The organism is uncultured Imperialibacter sp. (assembly GCF_963974565.1).
GTDB classification, from domain to species: Bacteria; Bacteroidota; Bacteroidia; order Cytophagales; family Cyclobacteriaceae; genus Imperialibacter; species Imperialibacter roseus.
Genome location: NZ_CAXBCJ010000001.1, coordinates 320,204 through 346,267, shown reverse-complemented (window position 1 = coordinate 346,267; position 26,064 = coordinate 320,204). Strand labels below are relative to the sequence as shown.

The 26,064-nt window shown below is 47.1% G+C and carries 22 protein-coding genes; 14 read left to right on the top strand and 8 right to left on the bottom strand.

The genetic code is table 11. The features are described 5' to 3' along the window. Nucleotides 1–4: 4 nt before the first annotated feature. Nucleotides 5–1,156, bottom strand: coding sequence for an alanine racemase (gene alr / locus AAC052_RS01600; protein ID WP_339810406.1), 1,152 nt, complete (start codon nt 1,154–1,156; stop codon nt 5–7). Between the two features lie 171 nt (nt 1,157–1,327). Here alr and pyrF point away from each other — a divergent pair, with 171 nt between their 5' ends. From pyrF to AAC052_RS01560, 8 genes are all read left to right on the top strand, one after another. Continuing rightward, on the top strand, nt 1,328–2,143 hold the full coding sequence (pyrF, locus tag AAC052_RS01595; protein WP_339810403.1) for an orotidine-5'-phosphate decarboxylase: 816 nt from the start codon (nt 1,328–1,330) through the stop codon (nt 2,141–2,143). Between the two features lie 56 nt (nt 2,144–2,199). Further along, nucleotides 2,200–3,507, top strand: coding sequence for a DUF2851 family protein (locus tag AAC052_RS01590; protein ID WP_339810401.1), 1,308 nt, complete (start codon nt 2,200–2,202; stop codon nt 3,505–3,507). Nucleotide 3,508: 1 nt separating this feature from the next. After that, nucleotides 3,509–4,762 (top strand): hypothetical protein, encoded by a 1,254-nt coding sequence (locus tag AAC052_RS01585; protein ID WP_339810399.1) that lies wholly within the window; start codon nt 3,509–3,511, stop codon nt 4,760–4,762. A 60-nt stretch (nt 4,763–4,822) separates the two neighbouring features. Beyond that, nucleotides 4,823–5,458 (top strand): NeuD/PglB/VioB family sugar acetyltransferase, encoded by a 636-nt coding sequence (locus tag AAC052_RS01580; RefSeq protein WP_339810397.1) that lies wholly within the window; start codon nt 4,823–4,825, stop codon nt 5,456–5,458. A 76-nt stretch (nt 5,459–5,534) separates the two neighbouring features. Beyond that, the gene (locus tag AAC052_RS01575; protein ID WP_339810396.1) at nt 5,535–6,521 is read left to right on the top strand and encodes a rhodanese-related sulfurtransferase; all 987 of its coding nucleotides are present in this window, start codon (nt 5,535–5,537) and stop codon (nt 6,519–6,521) included. Beyond that, entirely contained in the window at nt 6,521–7,378 is an 858-nt protein-coding gene (locus AAC052_RS01570; RefSeq protein WP_339810394.1) for a nucleoside phosphorylase, read from the top strand. The genes AAC052_RS01575 and AAC052_RS01570 overlap by 1 nt, the downstream gene beginning before the upstream one ends. A gap of 121 nt (nt 7,379–7,499) precedes the next feature. Next, nucleotides 7,500–8,084, top strand: a complete 585-nt coding sequence (locus AAC052_RS01565) for a YceI family protein (protein ID WP_317490287.1) — start codon at nt 7,500–7,502, stop codon at nt 8,082–8,084. A 130-nt stretch (nt 8,085–8,214) separates the two neighbouring features. Further along, entirely contained in the window at nt 8,215–8,832 is a 618-nt protein-coding gene (locus AAC052_RS01560) for a hypothetical protein (RefSeq protein WP_339810392.1), read from the top strand. 54 nt (nt 8,833–8,886) lie between these two features. Here AAC052_RS01560 and AAC052_RS01555 read toward each other — a convergent pair whose 3' ends face one another. The 5 genes from AAC052_RS01555 to ade form a co-directional block, all read right to left on the bottom strand. Further along, on the bottom strand, nt 8,887–9,924 hold the full coding sequence (locus AAC052_RS01555; protein WP_339810390.1) for a hypothetical protein: 1,038 nt from the start codon (nt 9,922–9,924) through the stop codon (nt 8,887–8,889). A 3-nt stretch (nt 9,925–9,927) separates the two neighbouring features. Further along, a complete protein-coding gene (locus AAC052_RS01550) occupies nt 9,928–11,796 on the bottom strand; it encodes an ABC-F family ATP-binding cassette domain-containing protein (protein WP_339810388.1) in 1,869 nt (622 codons plus the stop codon). 96 nt (nt 11,797–11,892) lie between these two features. Next, nucleotides 11,893–12,177, bottom strand: a complete 285-nt coding sequence (locus AAC052_RS01545; protein WP_317490291.1) for a hypothetical protein — start codon at nt 12,175–12,177, stop codon at nt 11,893–11,895. 47 nt (nt 12,178–12,224) lie between these two features. After that, nucleotides 12,225–13,100 carry a YegS/Rv2252/BmrU family lipid kinase gene (locus AAC052_RS01540; RefSeq protein WP_339810386.1) on the bottom strand — a complete coding sequence of 292 codons (876 nt, stop codon included), beginning with the start codon at nt 13,098–13,100 and terminating at the stop codon, nt 12,225–12,227. 1 nt (nt 13,101) lies between these two features. Further along, the gene (gene ade, locus AAC052_RS01535; RefSeq protein WP_339810384.1) at nt 13,102–14,727 is read right to left on the bottom strand and encodes an adenine deaminase; all 1,626 of its coding nucleotides are present in this window, start codon (nt 14,725–14,727) and stop codon (nt 13,102–13,104) included. A 223-nt stretch (nt 14,728–14,950) separates the two neighbouring features. Between ade and AAC052_RS01530 the strand changes: the two genes are divergently transcribed. Both AAC052_RS01530 and AAC052_RS01525 read left to right on the top strand, forming a co-directional pair. Next, nucleotides 14,951–15,388, top strand: a complete 438-nt coding sequence (locus AAC052_RS01530; protein ID WP_339810382.1) for a hypothetical protein — start codon at nt 14,951–14,953, stop codon at nt 15,386–15,388. Next, nucleotides 15,385–15,723 carry a type II toxin-antitoxin system PemK/MazF family toxin gene (locus tag AAC052_RS01525; protein WP_339810380.1) on the top strand — a complete coding sequence of 113 codons (339 nt, stop codon included), beginning with the start codon at nt 15,385–15,387 and terminating at the stop codon, nt 15,721–15,723. Before AAC052_RS01530 ends, AAC052_RS01525 begins: the two co-directional genes overlap by 4 nt. A gap of 40 nt (nt 15,724–15,763) precedes the next feature. On the opposite strand, the gene AAC052_RS01520 is transcribed toward AAC052_RS01525, so the two are convergent. Continuing rightward, entirely contained in the window at nt 15,764–18,502 is a 2,739-nt protein-coding gene (locus tag AAC052_RS01520; RefSeq protein WP_339810378.1) for a sugar-binding domain-containing protein, read from the bottom strand. Between the two features lie 266 nt (nt 18,503–18,768). Here AAC052_RS01520 and AAC052_RS01515 point away from each other — a divergent pair, with 266 nt between their 5' ends. Both AAC052_RS01515 and AAC052_RS01510 read left to right on the top strand, forming a co-directional pair. Continuing rightward, entirely contained in the window at nt 18,769–19,215 is a 447-nt protein-coding gene (locus AAC052_RS01515; RefSeq protein WP_317490296.1) for an Lrp/AsnC family transcriptional regulator, read from the top strand. Nucleotides 19,216–19,218: 3 nt separating this feature from the next. Further along, nucleotides 19,219–19,677, top strand: coding sequence for a hypothetical protein (locus tag AAC052_RS01510; RefSeq protein WP_339810374.1), 459 nt, complete (start codon nt 19,219–19,221; stop codon nt 19,675–19,677). 63 nt (nt 19,678–19,740) lie between these two features. Here AAC052_RS01510 and AAC052_RS01505 read toward each other — a convergent pair whose 3' ends face one another. Next, on the bottom strand, nt 19,741–23,142 hold the full coding sequence (locus tag AAC052_RS01505) for a HEAT repeat domain-containing protein (RefSeq protein WP_339810373.1): 3,402 nt from the start codon (nt 23,140–23,142) through the stop codon (nt 19,741–19,743). Between the two features lie 254 nt (nt 23,143–23,396). Between AAC052_RS01505 and AAC052_RS01500 the strand changes: the two genes are divergently transcribed. Further along, a complete protein-coding gene (locus tag AAC052_RS01500) occupies nt 23,397–24,839 on the top strand; it encodes an SLC13 family permease (RefSeq protein ID WP_339810371.1) in 1,443 nt (480 codons plus the stop codon). Between the two features lie 116 nt (nt 24,840–24,955). Then, entirely contained in the window at nt 24,956–26,029 is a 1,074-nt protein-coding gene (locus AAC052_RS01495; protein WP_339810778.1) for a mannonate dehydratase, read from the top strand. The last annotated feature ends 35 nt before the right edge of the window (nt 26,030–26,064 follow it).

The following is a 26,064-nucleotide window of genomic DNA, read 5'->3' as shown; positions in this document are numbered from 1 at the left end:
GTACTCACACCACCACCCTCGGTATATCCTTATCCAGCCTCGTTAACAGTTCATAGTTCAGCTGGTCACTCAAATTTCCAAAATGGGAAACGGAAATCGACAGATCTCCATCGTTGCCTATCAGGGTCACCGTGTCGCCGATTTTTACTTCAGCATGGGTGATCTCCACCAAAAACATATTCATATTGACTACGCCCACCACACTCAGGCGGTGGCCATTGATCAGCACACGTCCCTGGTTGCTGAGACCACGACTAAAGCCATAGCTGTAGCCAACGGGTATGCTTGCTACTCTCATGTCGTATTCCGCAAGAAAGGAAGTGCCATAGCCAATAAACTCGCCCATTTTCACATGTTTTATATCCATTACATGGCTTTTCCAGGAGATCACCCGCTTGAGTGGATCTTCTGCCAGCTTATTCTCTCTCATATAACTCACCTGCGTTTCCAGGCTTGGCCAAAGGCCATACTGTAAAATTCCCACCCTCACCATGCCAAGGTTGTTCTCCGGATACATGATTACCCCCGCACTACAGGAGGTATGAAGCACCTTTGGATGCACCCCTTTGGCTTTGAAGAACGTGACGCCTTCGTTAAACATGTCTTTCTGGCTCAGGATGCGCTTGTAGTTGGATACACTTTCCGCACCAGCCAGGTGAGTGCACATGCCTACGACCTCGATGCAGTCTTCAAATTCATTGATAAGGCTGGCCATCTCTTCCCATTCGTCCGGGTTAATGCCAGTGCGGTTCATGCCCGTTTCCAACTCAAGATGAATGCGGGCTTTTTTCTTCATTAGCCGGGCTTGCTTACAGAGGGCGTTCAATCTGATTTTATTGAACACAAAGCATTCCACATCATTTTCAATCATCCACGGCATGTGGTCATCCAGAATGTCACCCATGATTAGAATGGTCGACGACTCCGTGCTAAAACTGGCAACATCCAGTGCTTCGAACGAGCCGAACACAGAAAAATGACGAATACCCAGTCTTTCCAACTCAGGCACCATGTGTTTGATGCCATGTCCATAGGCATTTCCTTTTAGCACTGAAGAAATTGTCACATCGGGGCCTACTAATTTTCTGAGAAAATCAATGTTGTTTTCTAATGCCAACCGGCTGAGCTCAATGGAAGAGCTGGAATTTGGGAACATGCCTTTTTTGATTTGGCTAGCCAAAAAAAATAGCCAGCCTTTGGATAAATGAATAATGTCTGCAATATGCCGCCTGACAATGCGTAAGGCAAGTAAAACCCGGACTAATGGGTTTTGTATCGAAACTAAATTACTACCGTGTCAAATGCAGCATATGTTTATCTTTGCCGCATGACCCGTCAAGAACTATTTACCAACATAAAGAAGAAGCGTTCTTTTTTGTGTGTTGGGCTGGATACTGATATCACCAAGATTCCCTCGCACCTTCATAAGGAGCAGGATCCCGTCTTTGAGTTCAATAAGCAAATCATTGATGCGACAGCTGACGTGACTGTGGCTTACAAGCCCAATATTGCCTTTTATGAAGCCTTGGGGCCAAAAGGCTGGGAGTCGCTGCAAAAAACGCTGGACTATATCCCCAACGATATTTTCACAATAGCTGATGCCAAAAGAGGCGACATTGGCAACACATCTGCTTTGTACGCCAGAGCATTCTTTGAGGCCATGAGCTTCGATAGCATTACCGTGGCTCCCTATATGGGACGAGACTCAGTAAAGCCCTTTCTACAGTTCGACGGTAAATGGGTGATTCTGCTCGGGCTCACCAGCAACGAAGGCTTTGCAGACTTCCAGAATGAGCCAATGGCCGATGGTAAGAAGCTCTTTGAAAAGGTAATTACCACCAGCCAGCAGTGGGGGAGTGCCGACAATATGATGTATGTAGTGGGCGCCACCAGAGGCGAAATGTTCAAAGAAGTGAGAGCCCTCGCTCCGGAGCATTTTCTGCTGGTGCCGGGTATTGGTGCGCAGGGAGGCGATTTGGAAGCCACCTGTAAGTATGGGATGAACAGCCAATGCGGACTGCTGGTTAACTCAGCAAGAGGCATTATTTACGCAGGCAGTGGGCCTGATTTTGCCGAAAAAGCTAAGCTAGCTGCCACGGATCTTCAGCAACAAATGGATGAAATGTTGGAGAAGTATTTATAAATTGGATGACTGTGAAACTTTAGACAGCCCAATCTATTTACTTTTTCAATGACAAGATGTTTCCTGAAGAGTTCCTCCATTTTATCTGGCAATTTCAATACTTCGATAGCTCAAACCTTCAAACCACCGACGGGCAAACCATCTTGATTAGTAAGCAGGGGTTTCTCAACACCGACGCCGGGCCAGATTTCAAGGAGGCCAGGATGAGAATTGGGGACATGGAGTGGAACGGGCAGGTAGAGATACATCTCAAAAGCAGCGATTGGCACAGCCACAAACACCAGTTTGACAAGGCATATGATAGTGTTATCCTTCACATCGTGTGGGAGGCAGATCGTGAGATTCTGAGAACCGATGGCACCTATATTCCACAGTTGGAGCTCAAAGACAGGGTGTCGCTTCAATTGCTCACCAGATACCAGGGCCTGATTCAGCAACGAGTTGAGGTGCCTTGCCAAACGCAAATCAAAAACATCGATGCACTAAAAAGGCAGTCGATGATTGATCGGGTGCTCGTGGAGCGCCTGCAGAGAAAGACAAAGGATGTTGAGATACTCTTGAAAAAGTACGGTGGCGATTGGGATGCCACTGCGGTTCATTTCCTCATCCGGTATTTTGGCTTCAAAAAAAACGAGGAAGGCTTTCAGCAATTGAGCAAGCGGGTCTCCTACAAGGTGATGAAGAAGCTGGCTTTCGACAAGAAGGACCTGGAAGCCTACCTGCTGGGGCTGGCTGGGCTGCTTGATGTCAACTCAAGCGACTTTTATTCGAAAGCCCTCAAAGAGCGATTCGACTATATCAACCATAAGTTTCAGCTTATAGCCACGTCGTTGCCTCCTATTCCCTGGAAGTTTATGCGCATGCGGCCAGCCAACTTTCCAACGATCAGGCTGGCACAGCTAGCGGCTATCATCCATCAGTCACCCCGACTCTTTGCAGTGTTTGTTGAGTCAGATCTGGCAAGGCTCAGAGACGTTTTTAAATCAAAGGTGTCCGACTATTGGTCAACGCATTTTCAATTTGCTAAGGACGAGCCCGGAGTGGAGAAAGCGAAAACAAGCAGGCCAAGTGCTTTTGTGGGCATCAAGAGCATAGACATCTTGCTCATCAACTGTGTGGTGCCATTGTTATTCGCCTATGCAAAGGAGCAGGGGAGTGCTGAGCTAGAGGAAAAGGCATTGCTGCTGCTTAACCAGCTGCAGTTCGAGGAAAACACCATTACCAGAAAGCTTTCTTTCCTGCCTGTCGAAAAGCCCACGGCCTATGAATCTCAAGCATTTCTTGAACTTTATCAGCACTACTGCCAGCCCAGAAGATGCCTTTCATGTCAAATAGGCACTCACCTTATCAGGCAAAACCACTAGTATGATCGTCGGTTCTTTTCTCCTTGTGATCATCGGCTGGGCCTGTCTGCAATTTGCCAGGCCAGTTTTTGGAACCAGGGCCACTCTGATCCTTATGTCGGTTAAAGTAGCCGCCGGCATGATTGCGATGGTTTACTATTTGCATATCCGACATGAAGGTGATCTTTTTTATTATGATGAAAAGGCTTCTGAATACCTCACGGATATTCAGGCGGGCTGCCCGATTTGGGATTTTCTGGCGCAGGAAGCCGATCCGGCTGCTAAGGCAACTCCCCAAAACCGCACTTTTTTCTTTGTGAAGATCATTGTGGTTTTATACATGGTGCTCGGTAGTAGTATTTGGCTCAGTAGTGTATTTCTTACTTTCATCAGCTTTTTGTCAGTTGTTTACCTGGTCAAAAGAGTACACCTGACAGGTGTTGATGTCCGGTGGCCGGTAATTCTCATTTTCTTCCTTTGGCCAAGCATAGCGATATGGGGCAGTGGGGTTTCAAAAGAAACGCTCATGCTGGCTGGGATCAGCATATTGTTTGGTGCAGTTGTGCCTTTTTTTAGTGGAAATCGTTCCAACTTGCTTTTGCATACCGCTTTGCTGGTGTTGGCCATGGTGGTGCTGGCAAAGCTGCGTATTTTCGTTTTGCTCAGCCTGCTTCCATTCTTGTTTGGCACCATACTTTTCAAGATTCTTCAAAGGTATATGCAAAAGCCTGCATTGCGCTGGGCACTTGGCATTGCTGGCGTCATCTTAATTGTATCGCTTGTCGTTACTTTTAGCTACTCCGACACAAGTTTCAATCCTGGGTATGTGGTGAAGGCATTCACCGACAACCATGCGGCGATTGTGGCTCAGTCGATGCCGGAGCATGTTGTTTTGGGCCTGGGTACGTTGTGGCAGTGGCCACAGATTGTGTTGCAGGCTATGTTGGGTGCTGTCGCAGGGATGTTTGGCCCATTTCTCTGGGAGGTCAATGCTACTTCGGAAATTCTTCTTCTGCTTGAGCCGGTGTTGCTGCTGACGCTCTTTTTTACGAATTCGGGGCTTCGCAAAAGACTTCCGGTCTTTATTTGGATGCCGTTGTTGGCTTACATCCTCTTCACCTCCAGCATGATCACACTCTCAACGCCTAACTACGGCTCTCTTTCGAGGTATCGACTGGCTTTTTACCCCATGCTTATTTTTCTTGCTTCTTTCCAACACCCCTGGCTGTCAAAAATTAGTAAATTGAAGCTTTTGGAAGGCAACTCAGGTGTTTGATGATAAGGCCAATAGCCCTACCTTTGCACTCTCAAAACTCAAAGCAACTAACAGATAAAAATGATCAACCCGGTAATCATATTCGGAACAGGCCCCATGGGGCACCATGCGATGGAGATTTTCGAAAGCAATGGCGTGACGATATATGGGTTTTTGGAGGAGGATGCTTCCAGGCATGGCACAGAGCTCAATAGTATCTCTATTCTGGGCAGACCTGACGATGACGGTTTTCTGAAGTTGATTGGGAAGAAATGTGACGCTTTTGTGGCCAGCGACGACAACGCCTACAGAAAGTCGATGGTGAAAATGCTCAACGATAAACGGCATGTGCAGCCAGTGAATGCTGTGCACAAAAGAGCTGTGTTGGGTGTGTCTGTCTCCCTTGGTCATGGCAACATGATCAATTCAGGTGCTATTGTGGAAGGTGGTGCAACCATTGGGCAACACTGTGTGATTCATTCAAACGCTGTGATTGGGTCTATGGCTAAACTGGGCGACTATGTACAGATAGGTATTGGCAGCATCATCAATTCCAATGTGGAGATAGCCGATGAGGCGTTTATCGGAAGTGGGGTAACAATAGTAGCTGGAGTGAAGATTGGTAAGAAAGCCAGGATTGGTGCTGGTTCGGTTGTTATCGCCAGTGTGAAAGACGGAGAAACAGTATTTGGAAATCCGGCGCAAGCCGTTAAATAAGTTAAAGTCAACAGCTAAAAGCTAAGAGCCAATAGCAAAAAGTAACACCTTGTTGAAGCAAGGCAGAGTTATAAAAATGAAAAATTACAGTATACTTCTTTATTACTGCTATGCCAGGATCGAGGATCCGGAGGCATTCAGAGAGCAGCACCACCTTTACTGCATCGAAAACAACCTGAAGGGGCGAATTATCATCGCCCACGAAGGGATCAACGGAACCATTAGCGGGGGCAGAGAGGATTGTCAGCGCTACATGGACGATCTGAAAGCCGACCCCAGATTCGCACACACTGACTTCAAAGTGGATCACAACGATGCCAATGCATTTGCAAAGCTGCATGTGCGTGTAAAGCCGGAGATTGTTCACTCAAGCCTCAGCCATATAGACCCCAACCAGCGCACTGGCACCTATGTGGAGCCTGCTGAGTTCAAGGAAATCTTGAAGAATAAAACAGATGATGTTGTCATTTTGGATGTCAGGTCCAACTATGAGCACTCCCTGGGCAAGTTCAAAGATGCCATCACGCTTGATATCGAAAACTTCCGTGACTTCCCTGAAAAGGTGGAAGAACTGAAGGCTTTGAAAGATAAAAAGATCGTCACCTATTGCACTGGCGGTATTAAGTGTGAAAAGGCCAGCGCCTTTTTGCTGGAGCAAGGTTTTGAGAATGTGTACCAACTCCATGGCGGCATTATCAAGTATGGCATGGAGGAAGCTACGCAGGGCGAGGACTTCGAAGGCAAGTGTTACGTGTTTGATAACCGTGTGGCAGTTGAGGTGAATAAGGTCAATCCGAAGGTAGTGTCTACCTGCTACGTTTGTGGCACTCATAGCGACCGCATGGTGAACTGCGCCAATGCAGAATGCAATCGCCATGTGCCAATTTGCGAGAAGTGCGGATGGGAGATGGAGGGGGCTTGTTCCGAAGCATGTAAGTCTCATCCCGACAAAAGGCCTTACGATGGTACTGGCTACTACCAGAAGGAAATGAATGGTTATAATCCTTACAGAGGGCTGTACAGGAAAAAAGAAGAACCGCAAGGTGCAACCAGTAAGCTCTGATGGCAAGAATCCCCGAATCAGAGCTTATTCTTAATCCTGATGGTAGTGTTTACCATCTCAGCCTGAAGCCTGAGCACATTGCTGATACAATCATTGCCGTGGGAGATCCCGGCAGGGTGCATCAGGTAAGTCAGTACTTCGACTCCATAGAGTTTGAAATGAACAAGCGGGAGTTCATTACACACACTGGCTATCTCAATAAAAAGAGAGTGACTGTTATCAGCTCTGGCATTGGCACCGACAACGTAGAGATACTGTTGACCGAGCTGGACGCCCTTGTTAATATTGACCTGACTAAACGGGAGCCAAAGAAGAAACTCAAGAGCCTTAACATCATTCGTATAGGAACTTCCGGCGCTATGCAGGAAGATATCAAATTGGGAAGTTATGTTGTTTCGGAAAATGCTATTGGCTTCGACACACTTGGCTTTTTTTATCCTTACCCCCAGTCGGCCAGGGAAGCAATGATTGCAGGTAAGCTGAAAGAGGCTATCTCGTTGGAGTTCATGCCATACATTATCAGCGGATCCGAAAAATTGATGGAGAAATACGCCTTTGACATGGTCAAGGGAAATACGGTTACAGCGCCCGGGTTTTATGCACCGCAGGGGCGGGCATTTCGCCTGCCCATCAAACACCCTAACCTGGTGGATCAGCTGATGTACTTTCACGAGGATAATTTTTGGATCACCAATTTTGAAATGGAAACCGCCGGCTATTATGGACTTTCCCGCATGATGGGACATAACATGATCAGCCTGAATGCCATTGTCGTAAACCGGGCAAAAGGCACCTTCTCAAAGAACCCCCTGAAAGTTGTGGATGGTTTGATAAAAAAAGTTCTATCCAGAATATAGCCCCAGGTCGGCTAAAAGCTCACTTTTAAAAATATTTTCAATACTGGTGAAACATTTAGAAGCTTAATTGTGTATATACATGTATGTACATACATTTACATCATCAAATAACTAAAAACTTATGTTAAGCACAATTTTCACATCATTAGTACTTCTTGTCAGCAATCCTTCTGCTGATGACACAAAAGCTGTTTACAAGGTAAGCACAGTAGAAAGCAAGGTAGTCTGGACGGGCGAAAAGCTGGCCGGTACTCACACTGGCACCATCAACCTTTCTCAGGGCGACCTTCAGTTCGACGGTGATAAGCTAACAGGTGGCTCATTTACCATCGACATGAATTCAATTGTTGACACGGACCTTGAGGGTGAGTACAAAGGTAAGCTGGAAGGACATCTTAAGTCTGACGACTTCTTTGGAGTAGCCACTTACCCCACTGCAACTTTCAAGATCACCAGTGTGAAGTCAACCGGAAAAAACAAGTACGACGTATCTGGCGACATCACTATCAAAGGCACCACAGAGAAAATCACTTTTCCGGCCGAACTGGTTGTTAACGGGAGCAAAGTAACCGCTACTTCTAAAATCACGGTTGACAGATCAAAATTTAATGTGAAGTATGGCTCTAAGAGCTTCTTTGCAGAAATTGGCGACAAAGTGATTTACGATGAATTTGTACTGGACGTAACGCTTGTTGCGGCCAAGTAAGTAAACCCAGTAAATAAGTAACTAAGCCGATTCGGGAAACTGGATCGGCTTTTTTTGTTTTGGCACGCACTTTGTATTCGGTAAATTACTTTTTAGAAAACGGATTATTTAATCGACAAATAGAATGACCATGAAGAATTTTTTAATCTCGGCCTTCCTCCTGATTTCCGGGGCAGCCAGCGCTCAACAAATTGTAACAGATTTCGAGTCGCAGAAGAAGAGTATCGTAAAAATGGAGTTTTTCTCTCCGTTAACAGGCAACACCACTTTTGGGTATGAAAGGTATATCAAAGACTGGGTGTCGTGGGAAGCCAAAGTGGGTATTATCGGCTTGGGCCTCGATCCCAACGAAATTGATCCTAGTGGCGTGCTTTTCAGAGTGGGCCCAAAGTTTAAGCTCAATCCTGATTTCGTATCCGACGGCATGAAAGGATCACACTTACTAAGTGGAAAATACATCAGGCCAGAGATAGCCATGAGCTTTTTTACACAAGACAATATTGTGTATGATGAATTCAGTGGCAACGAGTCCAGAAACAGAGAGGATTACTCTGCTGTGGCCATTTTGTTGAACTATGGCCGCCAATATGTGCTGGCAGATATCATGAGCCTCGACTACCATGTCGGTCTGGGCTATGGGTTCAACAGTGGTGGTGAGGGAAGGTACAGCTACAGCCATGCTGCCGGCGGACGAGACTTTCCGGTGGCAGTCTCTGCCGGATTCACTATTGGTGTACTTTTGAAGTAAGACATAAGGCCTGGAAATATTGTAGCCGTCTGGTGAGTCACACTTACCGGGCGGCTATTTCTTTTTCTTACCGAGATTCCAGATGGTTTCAGCTTTTTTCCCCAATAGCCAGAAAGCCACGGCAAGGATCATGAAAAAGACGGCTTTGTGCAGCGTGTCCCACCCGTACTCCACATAACGGGAAAGCAGGTTGATGAGCAAAAAAACAATGCCAAAATCACGGCTAAGAAAATCATCGTTCTTTAGCCCATAAATGATGGCACCGACGCTAACAGCCGCCATGAGCACGGCCCACCCCCACAGCTCTACCTGGCTAACCTGGCTCCAGATATTGAAGTCAGTATGGTTGCCAAAAATGGATAGAAACCAAAGAGAGGTGAATAGCTGAAACAGGCCAAATCCGTAGGTAATAGGTTGAAACAAAGAAATTTTGGTATGGCCAATCAAAAAGGAGCCTCCAACGATAAGGAAGCTGAATACCGTATACCGGAGCGGGTAGTTCATGCCCCAGAACAGACCCTCCCAATTGGTTACATAACCGGTTTCGGTGCCAAACCACGCACCAAAGGCTATCAGAAAGAAAAGCCAGATAACCTGCGAACGCAAACTGTAGGCTACCACGGCATACACGGCCGTAAGCAGAAGTATAAGCAGGGAAAAATGCCCCGACCCTGTATCAAACTGCAAGCCGAGGAAGGTGGCGGAGACAGCTGTGCTAATAACGCCCAGGATAAAAAGCGCTTCGTTGCTGTAAATCTGATCTGGCTTCTTCACCTTGCGTCGGTAGCCAAAGGCATACAATGCAAAAGCAAGAACAGCAAAAAGGAGACTTTTCACCCAGTGAGGGGCATCAATTAAATCCTCTATGAATTTGAGAATCCATTCGTCGGCGAGCAAAAGAAAAACACTGACAATGATGGAGCCAATAGCGAACAGGAAGGCGTAGAAGGCCAGCTTTTGCCAGTCGAAACCAACGGGCTGCACATCGTTAGCGAGCTTGTCAGAAGTTTTTTCATCGATAAGGCCGGAATCTTTCCAATGAGCAATAGCCTTTTTGATTATTTCAGCCTCTTTCTTGCCAGTTTGCAGCATGCTTTATGCGTTTAGCTCTGAGAGCTCAAGCCACCGGAGCTCTTTTTCTTCCAGCAAGGTATCAATTTCTTCTATTTTTGATGCCCATTCGGTAAGCTCCTCGTGTGACCCATTTCCACTGTTTAACTGGAGGATGAATCCTTTCTTCTTTTCTTCTAACTCCTTCAACTCGGCTTCAATGCCTTCCAGTTCTCTTTTCTCCTTATAAGAAAGCGCTTTTTTTTCGGTTGGCTTGGCTACCTCTTTCTGTTTTTCTTTAGGAGCAGGTTTTTCCAGCTTGGCCGCTTTCTCTGCCTGCTGCTCACGGAAGTCGGTGTAGTTGCCAGGGAAGTCGTGGATCACTCCACCGCCTTCAAACACAAACAAGTGGTCGGTGGTGCGGTCGAGGAAGTACCGGTCGTGAGACACCACCATCAGGCAACCAGGAAAACCTTCCAGGAAGTCTTCCAACACATTCAGCGTTGTGATGTCCAGGTCATTGGTAGGTTCATCGAGTATTAAGAAGTTCGGATTTTTGGCAAGGATGAGCAGGAGCTGCAGCCTTCTTTTTTCACCACCACTTAATTTTCCAATGATTTGATATTGCTTTTCAGGAGGAAACAGAAACCTTGTAAGCAATTGCGATGCAGTAATAATGGAACCGTCGGGCCCGGGATGCACTTCGGCCACTTCTTTTACAGCCTCAATTACTTTCTGGCTGTCGTTGAAAGTGAAATCTTCCTGGGTATAGTACCCAAACATGGTATTGACACCCTTGTCGGTGGTGCCAGCATTTGGAAGCTGCTTACCGGTAAGGATATTAAGAAAAGTTGTTTTACCAGCACCGTTTTTACCGACGATGCCAATCCTGTCGTTTTTCTTGAAGGTGTAGTTGAACTTGTTGAGGATGGTGAGATCGTCATAGGCATGCGACACATCCTTTAGCTCCATAATCTTTCCACCCAGTCGGCGGCCTTCTGCGTGAAGCTCCACCTTGTCCTGTCCAAGTTTTTTCGATGCAGTTTCTTTAATGCCTTCAAAAGCTTCCACTCTGTACTTAGCCTTTGTGCCCCTGGCTCTGGGTTGCTTTCTGATCCAGTCAAGCTCCTTTTTCATGAGGTTGCGTGCCTTGTCGACCACGGTCGATTCCAGGGCCTGCCGTTCTGATTTCTTTTCCAGAAAGTAGGCATAGTTGCCCTGGTAGCGGTTCATCTGTCCGCCGTCCAGCTCGAATATCAAATTGCAGACATTGTCGAGGAAGTAACGGTCGTGAGTGATGAGCAGGAGGGTAGTGTTTTCTGTAGCAAGGTGCTTTTCGAGCCATTCCACTGTCGCCAAATCCAGGTGGTTGGTAGGTTCGTCGAGCAGCAGTACATCAGGCTGTTCGATCAGTATTTTGGCCAGTGCCACTCGCTTTTTTTGGCCGCCCGACAGGGTACCCATCAGTATATCTACATCGAGTAGGCCCATTTGGCCTATTACCTGGCGCACAAAAGCCTCAAAATCCCAGGCCTGCAATTCATCCATTTTCTCAAGCACACCTTCGGGGAAATCTTTGCCGTGATGTTCCGCCTGGTACATGGCCTCTTCGTAATCACGAATGGCTCGAATCATGGGGGAATTGGCTTCGAAGAGAGTGTCTAAAATGGAGGTTTGTGGATCAAACTCAGGCTGCTGGGGCAGGTAGGATACCTTGAAGTCTTTGCGGGTAGATACTTTACCGCCGTCCGGCGCTTCCCATCCGGCAATGGTCTTAAGAAGCGTAGACTTACCGCAGCCATTTACTCCAATGATGGCAGCTTTTTCTCCCTGGCTAAGGCCAAAGGTGAGGTTGGTAAATAGAGGCTTGTCGGTGAATGACTTAGCTAAATTTTCAACGGAAATAATATTCATTGACCCTGCAGCAGTTAATTGAAATTTGATTCAGGCTGCAAAAGTACCAGTTGCAAACCACGATTAACTAATAACAGTCAACAAATAACTTTCGTGCTAGCTCTTCATTTTCTTAAAAGCCGCCTCTGCAGCGGCTCGTAGTTCACCAATAGCTTTTTCAAGATGCTCCCTTACTTCGATCCATTTGGGCTCATTCTTAGCTTTGAACGACTCAAACTCTTCCTCCAGCTTTTCTTTCTGGCCCTTGAGTTCAGCTATTTTTTCTTCGATTTCGTCAGTCAAGCCATCCTTTTTCTTTTTGCCTTCTACAATAAGCTGGTCAATTTTTTTACCAAGCTCGGAAAGCAGCGACTCTACTTTGCCTTGTTCTTCTTGCGACATATCGAAAGGATTTAGATTTATAATGGAAGGTAGAAGGATCGGATGATTTATGCAATGACTTTTACCCCTTTGCGCACGACCTTCAGTTTTACTTTGTTCACTTTGGCCCTTGCTTCGCCATCGATGTGGAGGTAGATGCCTTTTTTTGATTCAATAGTCGCCTTCTTCACCGCATACTCTTTTTGAAGTCTTGATTGATGGATCGACTTGCTGAAAAGCTGCCAAACCAGAAACGGTACGTCTAACCATTGAAATTTCTTTAACACGACGATGTTGACTTTGCCATCGTCGAGTTCTGCTTTGGGGGCAATAAAGGCATTGTTGCCAAACTGTGTGCTGTTAGCAAAGCTGACCATCATCGCCTTTTCTTTAAAAGTTTTGCCTTTGAAGGAGATTTTGATCGGACGATCTTTTGACTTGCCGAACTCTTGCAGCGTCACTTTTGCGTATGATTTTAGTCCTCTAACCTTCAGGTTCTTGAACTTGTGCGCCACTTTGGCATCGAAGCCAATACCCGCCACATTGACGAAGCTATCATCATTGATTTTTACGTAATCAATGGCTTTTACTTTTCCTTTATTCAGGTGTTGGAAAGCTCCTTCGATGTTCATGGGGATGTTGAGTGTTCTTGCGAGCCCATTGCCAGAGCCAGAAGGAACCACGCCAAACCATTTCTTGCTGTCCAGCACACCTTTGAAAACCTCGTTCACGGTACCGTCCCCCCCCACTGCGATAAAGCCATCAAATTCTGCAATTCTTTTCTGAATTGTTTCGGTGCCGTCACCAGCATGTCTGGTTACATGCATTTCGTAGTCGAACCTCTCGTGATCCAACCACTTACTAATGAGGGCTTCTTCAAACTTGTGGGTGCGGGTGCCAGCGGTGGGATTGACGATGAAAAGGATTTTCTTTTTCCTGGGCATTTTACTCTTTGAAAAGTGGCACAAAGGTAAACCTTTCGCCATCAAAAAGTCCCTGGTCACTTAACTTTAACATAGGGATAACAAGCAGTGCCATAAAGGATAATGTCATGAAAGGCGCTGACAAAGTGGAGCCCAACTCTTTGGCCATCAGGTCAATCTCCTGGTATTTATTTCCAACAGTGTAGCCGTCTTCTTTTGCCATCAATCCAGCGACGGGTAATGGTAGTACCTTTTGCTTTCCCTTTCCGATAGCAGCTATTCCGCCTTTGTTCTCAACTAACAGGTTGACTGTTTCGCAAATGGCTTCGTTGGAAACGCCGATGGCCAGAATATTGTGCGAGTCGTGCCCGACGGTGGAGGCAATGGCGCCTTCTTTCAGCCCAAAGTTGCGGATGTAGGCGATAGCAGGCGGCTGATCGCTGTAGCGGTTGATGACCGCAAATTTCAACACATCATGTTCGATGGATGTTTGTGAATCCGAATCCAGTAGGCTTGCATCAAACCAGCTTTCTCTGGTGATGAGCTGGCCGTCGAGAGCATCGATAACTCTTACTTGCGAACCACCCATTTTGAGGTAGAAGTCACTTGGTTTCTTGGGCTGGCAATTGAACTGGTTGATGGGCGAGCAAGGCTTGGTGCCGAAAAGGGCCCTCCCATATTCGGCTACTTTTTGCCCATCGGTCCATGTCTCCAAAACGTTAAAGGTTTCAATGCTGCCTATCACAATAAAATCGGCGGGGTCGCCCTTTTGCAGCAGACCAACATTCAATCCGTAATGCCTGACGGGGTTGATGCATGCTACCTGCAACACATCGAAAAGGTCGTGCCCTTTTTTTAACGCTCGCACGACTAGTTGATTGATATGGCCTTCGATGAGGTTATCAGGATGTTTATCGTCGGAGCAGAACATAAGCTGACTGGCATGGTCTTTCATCAAAGGAATTAGTGCCTCAAAGTTCTTGGCGGCGCTGCCCTCTCTGATGAGGATTTTCATGCTGTGCTTTAGTTTGTCCAGGGCTTCCTCCATAGTGAAGCACTCATGGTCGGTGCTGATGCCTGCCGAGATGTAGGTAGCAGCTTGCTCTCCTTTGAGTCCGGGCGCATGCCCATCCACAGGCTTGCCATGCTTTTGTGCTACTTTGATTTTGTCCATCACCAGCGCATCCCTGTGCAGCACCCCCGGCCAGTTCATCATCTCAGAGAGGTATTTGATCTCAGGTTTAGAAAGCAGATAATCAATATCCTCAGCGGTGATGATGGCTCCTGCTGTTTCGAACGGAGTAGCAGGTACGCAGGAGGGAGCGCCGAAGTTGAACTTTAGCGGAACAGTTTTAGCATTTTCAATCATGAACTCAACGCCGGCTACACCCAGCACATTGCCAATCTCGTGCGGATCCGACACAGTGGCGACGGTACCGTGGGTAACCGCCAGCTTCGCAAATTCAGACGGCACCAGCATCGAGCTTTCTATGTGCACATGTGCATCGACAAAGCCGGGGAGGATGAAGCGTTGAGGAGCATCGGCCGTTTCTTCAATACTTTTGATGACGCCAGCTTCTATGGTGAGTCTGCAGGAGTATATGCGTTTTTGAAAGATGTCAATAATCTTGCCTTCGATAGTTTGCATGATTAGCTTCTTTTTAATTGTAAATATAGGGTAACTGCCGACATCAATTATGCCAATCGGACTGACTTTTGCCTCAAAGTAAACAGTTCAGAAAGTTGATGATCGTGGTATTCGAAGAATAAAACATGTCACGACTTTTTTGGTTTGACTGAGTTGATATTTTCAGAAGCCCTCTGAGCATCCGTTTCATTAAATGAGTATCTTTAAAGTAAAATCTCTTGTTATGGACACTATTGAGTTAAATACTAAATCGCTTGTGTCGCCACAAGACATAGTTCAGACACTATATGATAGAAAGCTAAAAGCTGGCGATCATATTATTATTTTGACTAATGAGGAGGAGCTTGCATTTATTTCAGTAGTAAACGTAGTGTTCTTAGCCATCCAAAAAGTGATGGGCCTCAACGTTGATAAATTTGGTGAAAAAGTGATCGCCGATATTTTTGATTCTACTAAAGACCGTGAGACGTTGGAGCAAGATATTGAAGAGAGGTACGGAATTAGCATTGAAGTGAAGCAAACAAGCGATGTTTTGAGGGAAGATTGGGCTAACCTAGCGTCTGAAAGTCTTGAAAGGGCATATGGGACAGAGGAACCTGATTATTCTGATATGCTGCTAATGGAACCCAATCCATTATATAGAAATCGCACGAAAGAGTGAAGCAGGGAGATGTTGTAATAGCTTCCCTGCAACAATCCGACGGGAAAATTAAACTTAGGCCAGTTTTAGTACTTAAAAGTATGCCACAGCATCATGACCTATTGGTTTGTGGCATAAGCTCACAACTATGGAACTTCGTTGAAGGCTTTGATGAGAAAATAGACGATTCTCATCCCGATTTTACAATCAGTGGGCTCAGCCGGTCCAGCATTGTGAGAATAGGTTATCTGGCAACATTAGACATAAGAGACATCAAAGGCACTATGGGTCATCTTAGTGCTAAAACAGTCAATTTGATTATCTCCAGGCTAGTGAAATACTTGAAAAAGAGATGATGTATTTTATTCATTTAACAAAGCTGTCGTTCGCTAGCCCTCAATATCTCAACACCACCGAAGGATCCACTGGCCACCTCCCAAATGATTTACCGTAAACGGCCACACCACCTTCGCCCTCTGTTCTTATTTCTACTGTTATTTTTCCGGTCGTGGCGGCGTCTTTTAGCATTCTCTTTGAAACTGGTACCTTAGTCAGGTAGCCATAAGAGCCAGCCTCTCTCAGTTTTTTGTCTTGTAGCTGGTGGTGCCAGCTCAAGATGCCTTTGTGATCCGCTGGGTCGTCGGCGAGGGTCGTCGTTTGCACCTTGGTGCCGTTTACCCAAATGGAGACGGTAGATGGAAACATCGTTTCGTCAGTCATAGGGTAGGAGTTGGGGTTGGCGCTCGGCTCAGCTCTGGCACCCAGCATATAGTCTTTACCCGCCTCGAATTTTTCCTTGTCCTTGGCGAAAAGCTCCTTGGCAGATATTTCTACCAGAAAGTAAGCTTCTTTTGCTTTTGCTGTCTCTGTACCGTTTAGGTCAAAAGTGTATTCGAAGCTGCCTTTGCCAGCGCCGTTCACCTTTAGCCCATCCAGTACATTCCACTGTTTTTTACTCCAGTCAGCTTTGGTGAAAGAAGCCGGAGCAACACTGATCACCTCGGTTTTTGCCAACTTGTCGGTTCCGGTTACTTCGAAAGCTGTAAAATTGCGGTGCACCACTTTGCCACTCATGTCTTCCAGTCTCAATTTGAGGATAGACAAGCCAGCTGTTGAAGGCATTGTCACTTCTATTGGGGCAGGTGTCGATTGAATATATGGCTTGTAGTCCACCAATTGGCTGCCTTGTTTGAAAGTTGATGTTTCGCCGAGGTAGTTGGTGTGGGTCAGCTCGTACACGATTTTTAGCTGGCTCCCCATTTCCTGGGCGCTCATGGACGATATGTAGAGCGGCACGCTGACTGTTGCTCCGCCCTTTACTGTTTTGCTGATTTCATTTCCGGTAGAAAGATAAACCAGGGAATGAAAGTCGTTGGTGGTCATTCCTTCAACAATCTCACCTAACCCTGTTTTCTTTTCCGTCCTGTCGAAACGCCAGTAGCCGTTCCACTCGTTGATCACATCATGGTGCTCGGTATACAGCCAGCCCGACATGAAGGGGTATTTGCGGAAGGTGTTCATCATGCGGTGGTAGTCCCATGTCCAGTCCACGTCGCCGGTGCTGCCATCGTAGCCCCACACGTTACCACATTCTGAGTTGATATTGGGCTGATTGCCTTGCTTGAACCCGTCTTCAAAATCATAGGTGCTGCCTGGGTAGGTATTTTTCTCCAGATTGGCCATAAAAGCCTCCCATTCCCATCCGGGAAGATAGCTGTGCCAGGAGTTGATATCCGTTTCTGTATGGCCTGCGCCGCAGCAGATGGAGTTGTCTTCTACCAACCGACTTCCATCCAGCGACTTGGTCAGGTAATACATGGAGGCCACCCAGTTTTGTGTTCTAGGCAAGTATTTGTTTTCCTTTTTGCCATCGACTTCTACGGCCGTTCTCAACCCCCATGTTTCGTTGAAAACTATCCATGAAAAAATCGCTGGGTGGTTGTAGTCTCTCTTGATCATTTCCCGAAGGGTATACTCGGCTTCGGCTTGCATTTTTTCCTCCGGCTCTCCCCAGCTGTTAGGCAAATCGGCCATGACCAGCAGGCCCAGTTTATCTGCCCAATACAGTTTGCGGGGTACTTCGGCTTTGATATGAACCCGGATACCATTCAGTCCGATGGATTTACTTCGCTCGATTTCTTCCCGCATAAACTGATCGGAAGGGAACGTGTAAAAACCGTCGGGGTGATAAGATTGATCTAACGTGAGTTGAACGTAGATGGGGTTGTTGTTCAAGGCGATGTAGGGATAGTCAGTGCCCGGAAGGTTCACTACAGAAATCTTGCGCATACCGAAGTAGGTGCTCACTTTGTCATCTCCTAGCGTTGCTTCGGCGGTATAAAGGAAGGGATCCTCAAGGCTCCAAAGGTGAGCGTTTGGAATATTGATACTGAAACGTACTTTGTTTTTTCCTTTGGTAATAGTTGCATCCTGCGAGATCGGGGTTGGTGCCCCTTTAATTACCACGTTTACTTTGATGTCTTCTGTTGCGTCATCTGGTAAATAGGCCGTTACGTCAACTTTGTTGTTGTCGATATCGGGGGTGAAATGAACGGCTTCCAGGTAGTTATTTCCTCTGGCCTCCAGATAAACGGTTTGCCATAGACCTCTGGCATTGCCGTAACCTTGCTTGCCATACAAAGTAAAATCTCTGCGAATGTCGTCTACCCGGATAACGAGCTTTTGAACTTCCCCGTAGTTGACATAAGGTGTTAGGTCAAACGAAAAAGGAGTGTAGCCGCCCTGATGACTACCCAACTTTTGCCCATCTAGCCAAACAGTGGTTTCCCAGTCGGAGGCGCCTATGGTCACGAAAGTTTTTTTACCCTTCCAGCTTGGGTCAACGGTGATCTCTCTTTTGTACCAGGCGATGTCCGCTTCGTCCTTTACACCAGAAAGGGTGGAGCCCCATGGAAATGGAACAAGGATGGTTTTGTCGAAACTGGTATTGCCTGTGCTCCAGCTCTTCGTGAGGCCTTCATCGTCAGCATCAAATTTAAATTCCCAAACACCGTTGAGGTTTTTCCAATCGGCTCTTTCAAAGTCAGGCCTGGGATGCTCCGGCAGCGGAATCATCTGCGAAAAAGCAAAGAATGAAAAGAGTGTGCCGAGGCAGGTAAATAATAAGGATTTCATAACTGAGTAGGTAAAGTGTTCAACCCTAAAACTATGTTTTAAGGCGTCCTTTTACAAATGAAAATTGGAGAGCGGTTCAATGTATTTAGAGCAGCGCTGCAAGAAGCTGCAAGCAACCAAACGAAATTAGTTTTTCAGGCCTTGAAAAAAGGCATACTCTGAATATAGTTAAGTATTTGTATTGAAAATTATTTATAATAGCTGTTAATAATTTAATTATTATTTATATAGTAAAGGAAAAATTACTTTTGTATCGAACTATAGCAATGGACAACACGGATTTAAGAATACTGGATGAGCTGGCTGCCAATTCACGAATAACCGGGGCGGAGATAGCCAGGAAGATTCACTTGTCGCTGCCGGCTGTGACGGAGCGCCTTAGGAAGCTGGATAAGTCGGGGGTGATCGAACAGTATACGATCAGGTTCAGTAGAGAGCGGTTGGGCCTCAAGTTGCTTGCCTTTGTGCAGGTATGGCTGGAGCATGCTGGGGCCTCCAAAGCTAAGGAGTACCTTGTGAGCCTGCCACAGGTTCTGGAGTGCCATCACATTGCTGGCGATTATGACTTATTGTTAAAGGTGTTGGTGAAAGACACAGGTGAGCTGGAGGAGCTACTTTCTAACCGAATCAAAGGGAGCCCGGCCGTGACGAGAACAAGCACAACCATTGTGATGAGTACTTATAAAGAAGACATCAACATCAGATCAAAATAGAAGATGACTTACAGTGAAGCAGAACAATTAGTCAAAGGGTTTGAAGAAGGTACCTGGCCTTCATCGGAGTGGACGCACTTTGCTCATTTTGTGATGGCGTTGTGGTATACTTACCACCATCCGATAGCGGAAGCAAGAAAGCTGATCAAGGAAGGCATCAAAAAATACAACGAAGCCGTTGGAGGCAAAAACACCGAAAACTCCGGCTATCATGAAACCATCACTGAGCTGTATATTCAAATTGTAATAGGCTATCAGTTGAGTTTTACCGGTGAGTATGACTTCGATGCTTTGTTGTCGAACCTGGAAGCACAGCCCTTCATTCAAAAGGAATTTCCTTTCAGTTTTTACTCTAAAGAATTGCTGATGAGCAAAGAGGCTAGGGCAGGATGGGTGGAACCTGATGTAAGACCCATAACCTTATTTGACACCGAAGGCAAAATGCTGAACGCTGCCTCCTAAAGCAAAGCCCCAACAGAAACGATCTTCTGCTGGGGCCTTTTAGAAATAAAACTTAAAGAAGGTTTACTTCAAATTCGCCAGAAACTCTACCACATCTCTAATTTCCCGCTTCGTCATGATGCCGCCCATAGGAGGCATGCTGGATGGGGAGTTTTTGCGTTCGCTAATTCTTGCCGTGGGAATGTGAAGTGGTTCAGCTTCTGAAGTTTTCAGCACCAGTTCTTTGTCGGTTTCTTCCATCAAAATGCCAGACACTTTTTGTCCGTCTTTAAGCGTAAGTGAAACAGAACCAAACCCTGGTGCCAGTCTCGCACTGGGCTCGATCAGGGCCTGGAGTATTTGCTCTCTTGTGAGTTGGCTGCCTATTCCTCCAAGCTGTGGGCCAACGGTCGTTCCCTCCCCCCGAATCACATGGCAGCGGGTACACTGTGCGGCAGGGTGGGTGTAGAAGGTTCTGCCACCCAGGCGAGCATCGCCACCATAAAGCGTTTCCTGAAAGGCGGCAACGGTATTCGTATCGTCAGACTTGAGTGGGACAAGCTTGGAGGCCAGCGCCGCTGAACCATTTGCCTCGGATGCCTCGATGAGATCAAGCGTCAGGCTCTTGTCCAGTTTCTTGTTGGTAAGCTGATCGATAAGCCCTGACAAGATAGCCTCACTTTTTTCAGCTGGCATCTTGCCCAATACTGTCAACATTTCCTGTTGTTCTTTTAAAGAACCTTTGGCGAAAATAGGAGTGACAATGCCAGGTAGATTTTCAGCGGAAATCTCCATTCCACTCAAAAGGCTAAGAGCGGTAGTTCTTACCTCGCCTTCTTTGTCGTTCATGCCTTTCTTCACGAGTCCTTCCATGTCACTATAGCTAAGCTTGCCCAGGCTGGTGAGCATTGCCGCCCTTACTTCGGGAAGTGGGTGGTTTGTCATCATCGTGGCTAGCTGGTCATTAAAGTCAGGTACTTGTAATTCTGCCAGCATATTGGCAGCCGCAATCACGACAGCGCTATTGGAGCTCTGAAGAAACTTAGCAGTATTCGCTTTTGCTTTTGCCTGAGCAAGTGCAGCGTCTCTTTTGATTTCACCACGGTAGCGGCCATCTACTCTGTCCATCACCGATGGGTTAGCCCAGGTGCCCAGCGTGGCAAGTGCTTCTGCTTTTAGTTCCGGCGCCACGCCATCTCTGAGTGCAAAGGCAATGACCATATCAAGCTCTTTATCTCCACCCACTCTCAAAGCCGCATTGATAGCCCTTCTAAGCAAAGGCTCTGAGGTGAATCTGGTTTCAGTAAGTACGCTTGCCAAAGCTGGCAAAGCTGGTTCTATCGACCAATCATCGTTGATGGCTCGTGCTGCTTCTGTTACGATATACTCATCCTGATCTTTGAGAAAGGCAGTTACCTTTTCGCTACCAAGTCTTCTCAATACCAATACAGCAGCAATGCGCAAAGACCTGCTTGAGCTGCTTGCCAACGCCACCACTGGCTCTTGCTTGCCTATCCGGCTTAGAGCGAGTACGCCTGCATGTCTGATATAAATATCCTCATCGTTGTTGGCCTCAATCATTTTGATAAGGTCGGGAATCGCCTGTTCGTACTTGATTCTGCCCAGCGCCTCAGCGGCATAGAACCTCGCTCTTGGATAGTCATTGCTCAAAAGTTTCACAAGCTGCGGGGCGGCTTCAGTATACTTCACATCTCCAAGCATTTTTGCAGCCTGAGCCACGATTTCAGGGTCGCTATCAGCAAGTAACCCAACAATAGGCGCTGCATGGTCGAGGCGTTGTCTTCCCAGTTGACCAAGCCCCCAAATACCATGAACTCTGGCAAGTTGGTTGTCGGTTTGGTCGATAGCCTTTTTAAATATTTGTGCGCCTTTTTTACCACGGTTCACGAGCTCAAACTGTGCCTTTTGGCGAATGCGCATATCGGCATGAGAAAGCAAGCTGTACAACTTGTCCTCACTTTGACTTTCGTAATCCAGCACCATCAGCTCTTTGGTTTCTTTACGGGCGGCTGCCAGGTCATTCTTGTCGCTGGTTACATCTATTTTCCAAACTCTGCCATAGTTCTTTGTATCCCAGCCATTGATCCAGTCGGCGGCATAGAGCGCACCATCAGGGCCAAAGCGGATACCAGTAGGCAGGATGCCCAAAGCCAGTTTCTTCTCCTGCTCCAGCTCGAAGGTGGCTCCTTTAGGCTTCAGGGTAAACGACCAGATAGGGGATCTGCTTGGGTTGCCAACAAACTCCACAAGGAAGAAATGGTTTTTCCAGGCTGAGCCAAGTGCCGTACCGGGGTTATACACCATTCCAGTTGGTCCATTGTGATAGTTCATGATAGGGGGGATGATATAAGCAGCCTGACCTTCCCAGCGTGGCTGGAAGAGTTTTTCATCCATCCATACATGGTACTTATTGTTGCGGGGGTCGGTGTATTTTCCATACTGCCAGTTGGCTCTCCAGCCAGCGTCGTGTCCCTCTACTATGTGAACAAGCCTTTCACTTTCACCACGGTGGTCACCGTCGTTGTCAGAGCTGATGATGTTGCCATAGGCATCGAAAACAAATTCATGCGTGTTGCGAAGTCCGGCAGCAAATACCTCAAAGTTGCTCCCGTCAGGATCCGACCTTACAATCACACCCTGGTTAGGATATTTGTATGTGCTTCCGTCTTTGGCGGTCAAGTTGGCGCCAATATCCCCAATGCCCCAGTAAATACGGCCATCGGGCCCTTCAATGGCACCCGACATTCCGTGCCCACCGAAGCCGATATGCACAGCAAATCCTGTCGCAATCGACTCTTTTTTATCGAGTACTTCATCGCCATTCGTGTCTTGAAGCCTCCACATATCTGGGCCAACGCCCACAAAAACATCGTTTTTCCTCACCAGTAGTGCTCCGGCTACGTCGGTTATTTCGTCATGAAAATCGCTGAGAATCCGCTTGGATACATCGGCAATGCCGTCACCATTTTCGTCGGTAATTTTCCATACTTCTTCTTCTTCCACAGCAAGGTCTTTCCAGTCATGGACGCCGTCATTGTTCAGGTCGGGCAGGTATTCATTTCTGGCACTGTTTTCTGGTGCGAATTCCTTATGTAAAAAGGCCCGGCGTTCCTCTGCGGTTTGCAAGGCGATAGAGCGGGTCATCCAGTCCTGGTGGCCACGAATATCGAACTCAGAGTGCTTCTGACGATTGGTTCGGGTCAGGTACACATTGCCCTCATCATCTATCGACATGGCAATGGGGTCAGGTGCCAGGGAGTCGGACGCCCAAAGGCTCATGGTAATGCCATCGTACAGCTCAAGGGAAGTATTCTCACGTACTTCTTTGGCCCGATTATAAGCGGTAGCCTGGTCTTCTTTTATCGTTAGAGGAGTTTCTTTAGGCAGCTCTTCGGTACAGCCGATGAGTAGCAAGGTCAGAAAAAAAGCAGGCCACAACCTGCGGGTGTTCAGTAGGAATGTCATATTAAACTGGAGTATATATTTGAAAGTATAAGTTTATATTATTTTAGACGAGGAAGCCAGTAGTTTGCCTTAAACGGCAGGAAAATTTCCCAGCGGCGTCAGATAACTTCCTTTTTTTGGCTGGGAGTGACCGAATACCGTTCAGCCTGACAATCAGGGTAGATACATAATTTTTGTATTGACTTTTGTGAACCTGTCCCATAAAAAGGAGATATTAAGCTACGCATTTAAATGGAGCGCTTAAACTACCTGCTTTGAACATTCAATATTTTACAGAAGATCCTCTGTTTATTTTAGCTATCGGAATCCTTGTTGTTTTCATCAGCATCATAGGATTCAGGCTCCATGCGTTTCTGGCGCTGCTCCTTGGTGCCTTTGTCGTGGCGCTCATCACTCCCGAATCAGCAGTTCTTCTTTATCAAATGGGCAAAGGTGCCTCCGAGGCTTCTGCTCAAAGGCTAGCCACCCAAGGTGAAGGGATTCGCATCGCTACTGAATTCGGGAATACCTGTGGTAAAATTGGGATACTGATCGCTATGGCTTCCATCATTGGTAAGACCATGCTGGAAAGCGGGGCTGCTGAAAAAATTGTGCGGTCTACCCTGAAAGTCACGGGCGACAAATATGCACCCATGACATTTCTGGGAAGTAGTTTTTTTATTGGTATTCCTGTGTTCTTTGATACCGTTTTTTACCTCATGGTGCCGCTGGCTAAAGCCATGGCCATGCGGGTTGGTAAAAATTACGGATTGCTGATCTTGTGCATTGCTGCTGGAGCCGCCATGGCCAACTCATTAGTTCCGCCAACACCGGGCCCACTATTTTTAGTCACCGAAATGAACATACCCATCGGCATGATGATGATGGGAGGCTTCCTTGTTGGGCTGGTGACCATCAGCGCCGGCTACCTTTATGCCGTCTGGGCCAATCGCAAGTGGCCAATTCCCCTGCGGAATGCGGTGGATGCTCCGCTGGATGAGATCAAGACACTGTCTGAGAAAGACGAGCGGGAGCTTCCTGCGCTGTGGTTTTCCTTGTTGCCGATATTTATTCCTATTGTGTTGATAAGCGTAAATGCCCTGATCGGCTCTTTTGCTGAGGTGAGTGAAACATCATCGTTCACTGGGGTGCTGGACTTTGTCGGAGAAAAAAATGTTGCTTTGTCCCTTGGAGCTCTTTCTTCCATTTGGCTGCTGGCTGTGCAGAAAAAAGGGGACAAAAAAGGACTAACTGCCTCAGTTCAAACCGCCTTGATGAGTGCTGGCGTGATCATCCTAATTACCTCAGCTGGTGGCGCTTTTGGGGGAATGTTGCAGCAAACCGGCATCAGTCTGCGACTAGCCGAGCTCACCAAAGACTACCAAATGGCGTTGATACCATTGGCCTTTTTTATAACGGCGATTGTTAGAACCGCTCAGGGGTCGGCGACAGTAGCGATGATTACTGCCTCGGGAATACTGGCAGGTATGGCAAACACAGGCACGCTGGAATACCACCAACTCTACCTGGGGCTGGCCATTGCCTGCGGCTCGAAACTTATTCCCTGGATGAATGACAGTGGCTTCTGGATTGTGTGTAAAATGAGCAACCTTACCGAGCAGGAAGCACTCAAAACTTTTTCTCCCTTGCTTACGATCATGGGGCTGGTCGGGTTAATCGTCATTCTTATTGCTGCCAGTATTTTTCCCCTTATCTAATTGATATATCAGAAACGTCGAAGAATATGACACCGAATATTAACCGAAGAAAGGCCATGTCTTCCCTTGTCAAATCCTCTCTTGGAGCTACGGCCGTGGCTGGATCGTTGGGTTCAATGATGGCTGGGTGTGAGGCAACAGACAGCAAGGCCGAAGCTAATCCGCCGCTGAAAACCAAACCAATGAGAATGCATGTCGGCTGCCAGCACGGAGGCACGGGGAAAGAAAACCTTGAGTACCTGGCCCGGCACGGCGTGTATCACCTGGATGGAGGCTCTCCGAAATTGATTGAAGGAGTTGGCTGGGATTTGGATGACTCTGTGGCTAAAAAGGAAGCCTGCGAAAAATACGGGATCAGTCTCGACGCCTATCATCTGCCGCTATCCTCAGCTGGTATCGACAAGATTTCAACGCCTAATATCATGCTTGGGAAAAGTCCCGAAAGAGATCGTGAGATAGAAATGATCCAGCAAATGATTTCGGTGGCGGGAAAAACGGGTGTTCGCACCCTCAACTACAACACAATTATCCTGGAGATACTCAGAACGGGAAGAACAGTTGATCCCACCCGGGGCAATGCCTCTTACAGCACATGGAATTACGAAGAGGCCCTGCAGCAAGACAAACCAAAAACTGTTGCAGGAGATGTTTCCATTGATACCATGTATGAGCGGATTACCTACTTCCTCGACCGGGTGCTGCCAGTGGCCGAGGAATACAATGTGCGCCTGGCTAACCACATCGCCGACCCACCAGCGCCCGTGGGGTTCAGAGGGATAACAAGATGGAACAGCCCCGATGTGTTTGAAGGGATCAAGAAATTTGCGCAACTATACGACAGCCCCTCACACGGCTTTAATCTCTGCCTGGGCTCCACAGCTGAGGGCTTAAAAGATCCAAGAACGGAAATTTTACCCATCATTCGCTGGGTGGGGGAGAGGAAACAGATATTCAATATTCACCTGCGAAACATCAAAGGAGGGTGGAATAATTTTCAGGAAGTATACCCCGACAACGGGGATATGAATTTTGCTGAGATCATCCGGGAATTGAGAAATGTGGACTATGACGGTATGGTGATGCCGGATCACATTCCGCACCACGACGACCCCGCCAGTGGCTTGCAAGGGCACGCCTTTGCATTTGGCTACATCAAAGCATTGATAGACGTTATCGGCAGTGAAGTGTAAAATTCAAGTAATTTGCTCTACCCCTGGCCAAATAA

What these genes read in the sequence shown, in the direction of transcription:
- AAC052_RS01545 (WP_317490291.1), bottom strand. Translation starts at nt 12,177, where the DNA reads ATGTCGCAAGAAGAACAAGGCAAAGTAGAGTCGCTGCTTTCCGAGCTT.
- AAC052_RS01530 (WP_339810382.1), top strand. Translation starts at nt 14,951, where the DNA reads ATGGACACTATTGAGTTAAATACTAAATCGCTTGTGTCGCCACAAGAC.
- AAC052_RS01585 (WP_339810399.1), top strand. Translation starts at nt 3,509, where the DNA reads ATGATCGTCGGTTCTTTTCTCCTTGTGATCATCGGCTGGGCCTGTCTG.
- pyrF (WP_339810403.1), top strand. Translation starts at nt 1,328, where the DNA reads ATGACCCGTCAAGAACTATTTACCAACATAAAGAAGAAGCGTTCTTTT.
- AAC052_RS01575 (WP_339810396.1), top strand. Translation starts at nt 5,535, where the DNA reads ATGAAAAATTACAGTATACTTCTTTATTACTGCTATGCCAGGATCGAG.
- AAC052_RS01590 (WP_339810401.1), top strand. Translation starts at nt 2,200, where the DNA reads ATGTTTCCTGAAGAGTTCCTCCATTTTATCTGGCAATTTCAATACTTC.
- AAC052_RS01570 (WP_339810394.1), top strand. Translation starts at nt 6,521, where the DNA reads ATGGCAAGAATCCCCGAATCAGAGCTTATTCTTAATCCTGATGGTAGT.
- AAC052_RS01555 (WP_339810390.1), bottom strand. Translation starts at nt 9,924, where the DNA reads ATGCTGCAAACTGGCAAGAAAGAGGCTGAAATAATCAAAAAGGCTATT.
- AAC052_RS01515 (WP_317490296.1), top strand. Translation starts at nt 18,769, where the DNA reads ATGGACAACACGGATTTAAGAATACTGGATGAGCTGGCTGCCAATTCA.
- AAC052_RS01505 (WP_339810373.1), bottom strand. Translation starts at nt 23,142, where the DNA reads ATGACATTCCTACTGAACACCCGCAGGTTGTGGCCTGCTTTTTTTCTG.
- alr (WP_339810406.1), bottom strand. Translation starts at nt 1,156, where the DNA reads ATGTTCCCAAATTCCAGCTCTTCCATTGAGCTCAGCCGGTTGGCATTA.
- AAC052_RS01550 (WP_339810388.1), bottom strand. Translation starts at nt 11,796, where the DNA reads ATGAATATTATTTCCGTTGAAAATTTAGCTAAGTCATTCACCGACAAG.
- AAC052_RS01540 (WP_339810386.1), bottom strand. Translation starts at nt 13,100, where the DNA reads ATGCCCAGGAAAAAGAAAATCCTTTTCATCGTCAATCCCACCGCTGGC.
- AAC052_RS01565 (WP_317490287.1), top strand. Translation starts at nt 7,500, where the DNA reads ATGTTAAGCACAATTTTCACATCATTAGTACTTCTTGTCAGCAATCCT.
- AAC052_RS01580 (WP_339810397.1), top strand. Translation starts at nt 4,823, where the DNA reads ATGATCAACCCGGTAATCATATTCGGAACAGGCCCCATGGGGCACCAT.
- AAC052_RS01520 (WP_339810378.1), bottom strand. Translation starts at nt 18,502, where the DNA reads ATGAAATCCTTATTATTTACCTGCCTCGGCACACTCTTTTCATTCTTT.
- ade (WP_339810384.1), bottom strand. Translation starts at nt 14,727, where the DNA reads ATGCAAACTATCGAAGGCAAGATTATTGACATCTTTCAAAAACGCATA.
- AAC052_RS01510 (WP_339810374.1), top strand. Translation starts at nt 19,219, where the DNA reads ATGACTTACAGTGAAGCAGAACAATTAGTCAAAGGGTTTGAAGAAGGT.
- AAC052_RS01560 (WP_339810392.1), top strand. Translation starts at nt 8,215, where the DNA reads ATGAAGAATTTTTTAATCTCGGCCTTCCTCCTGATTTCCGGGGCAGCC.
- AAC052_RS01495 (WP_339810778.1), top strand. Translation starts at nt 24,956, where the DNA reads ATGATGGCTGGGTGTGAGGCAACAGACAGCAAGGCCGAAGCTAATCCG.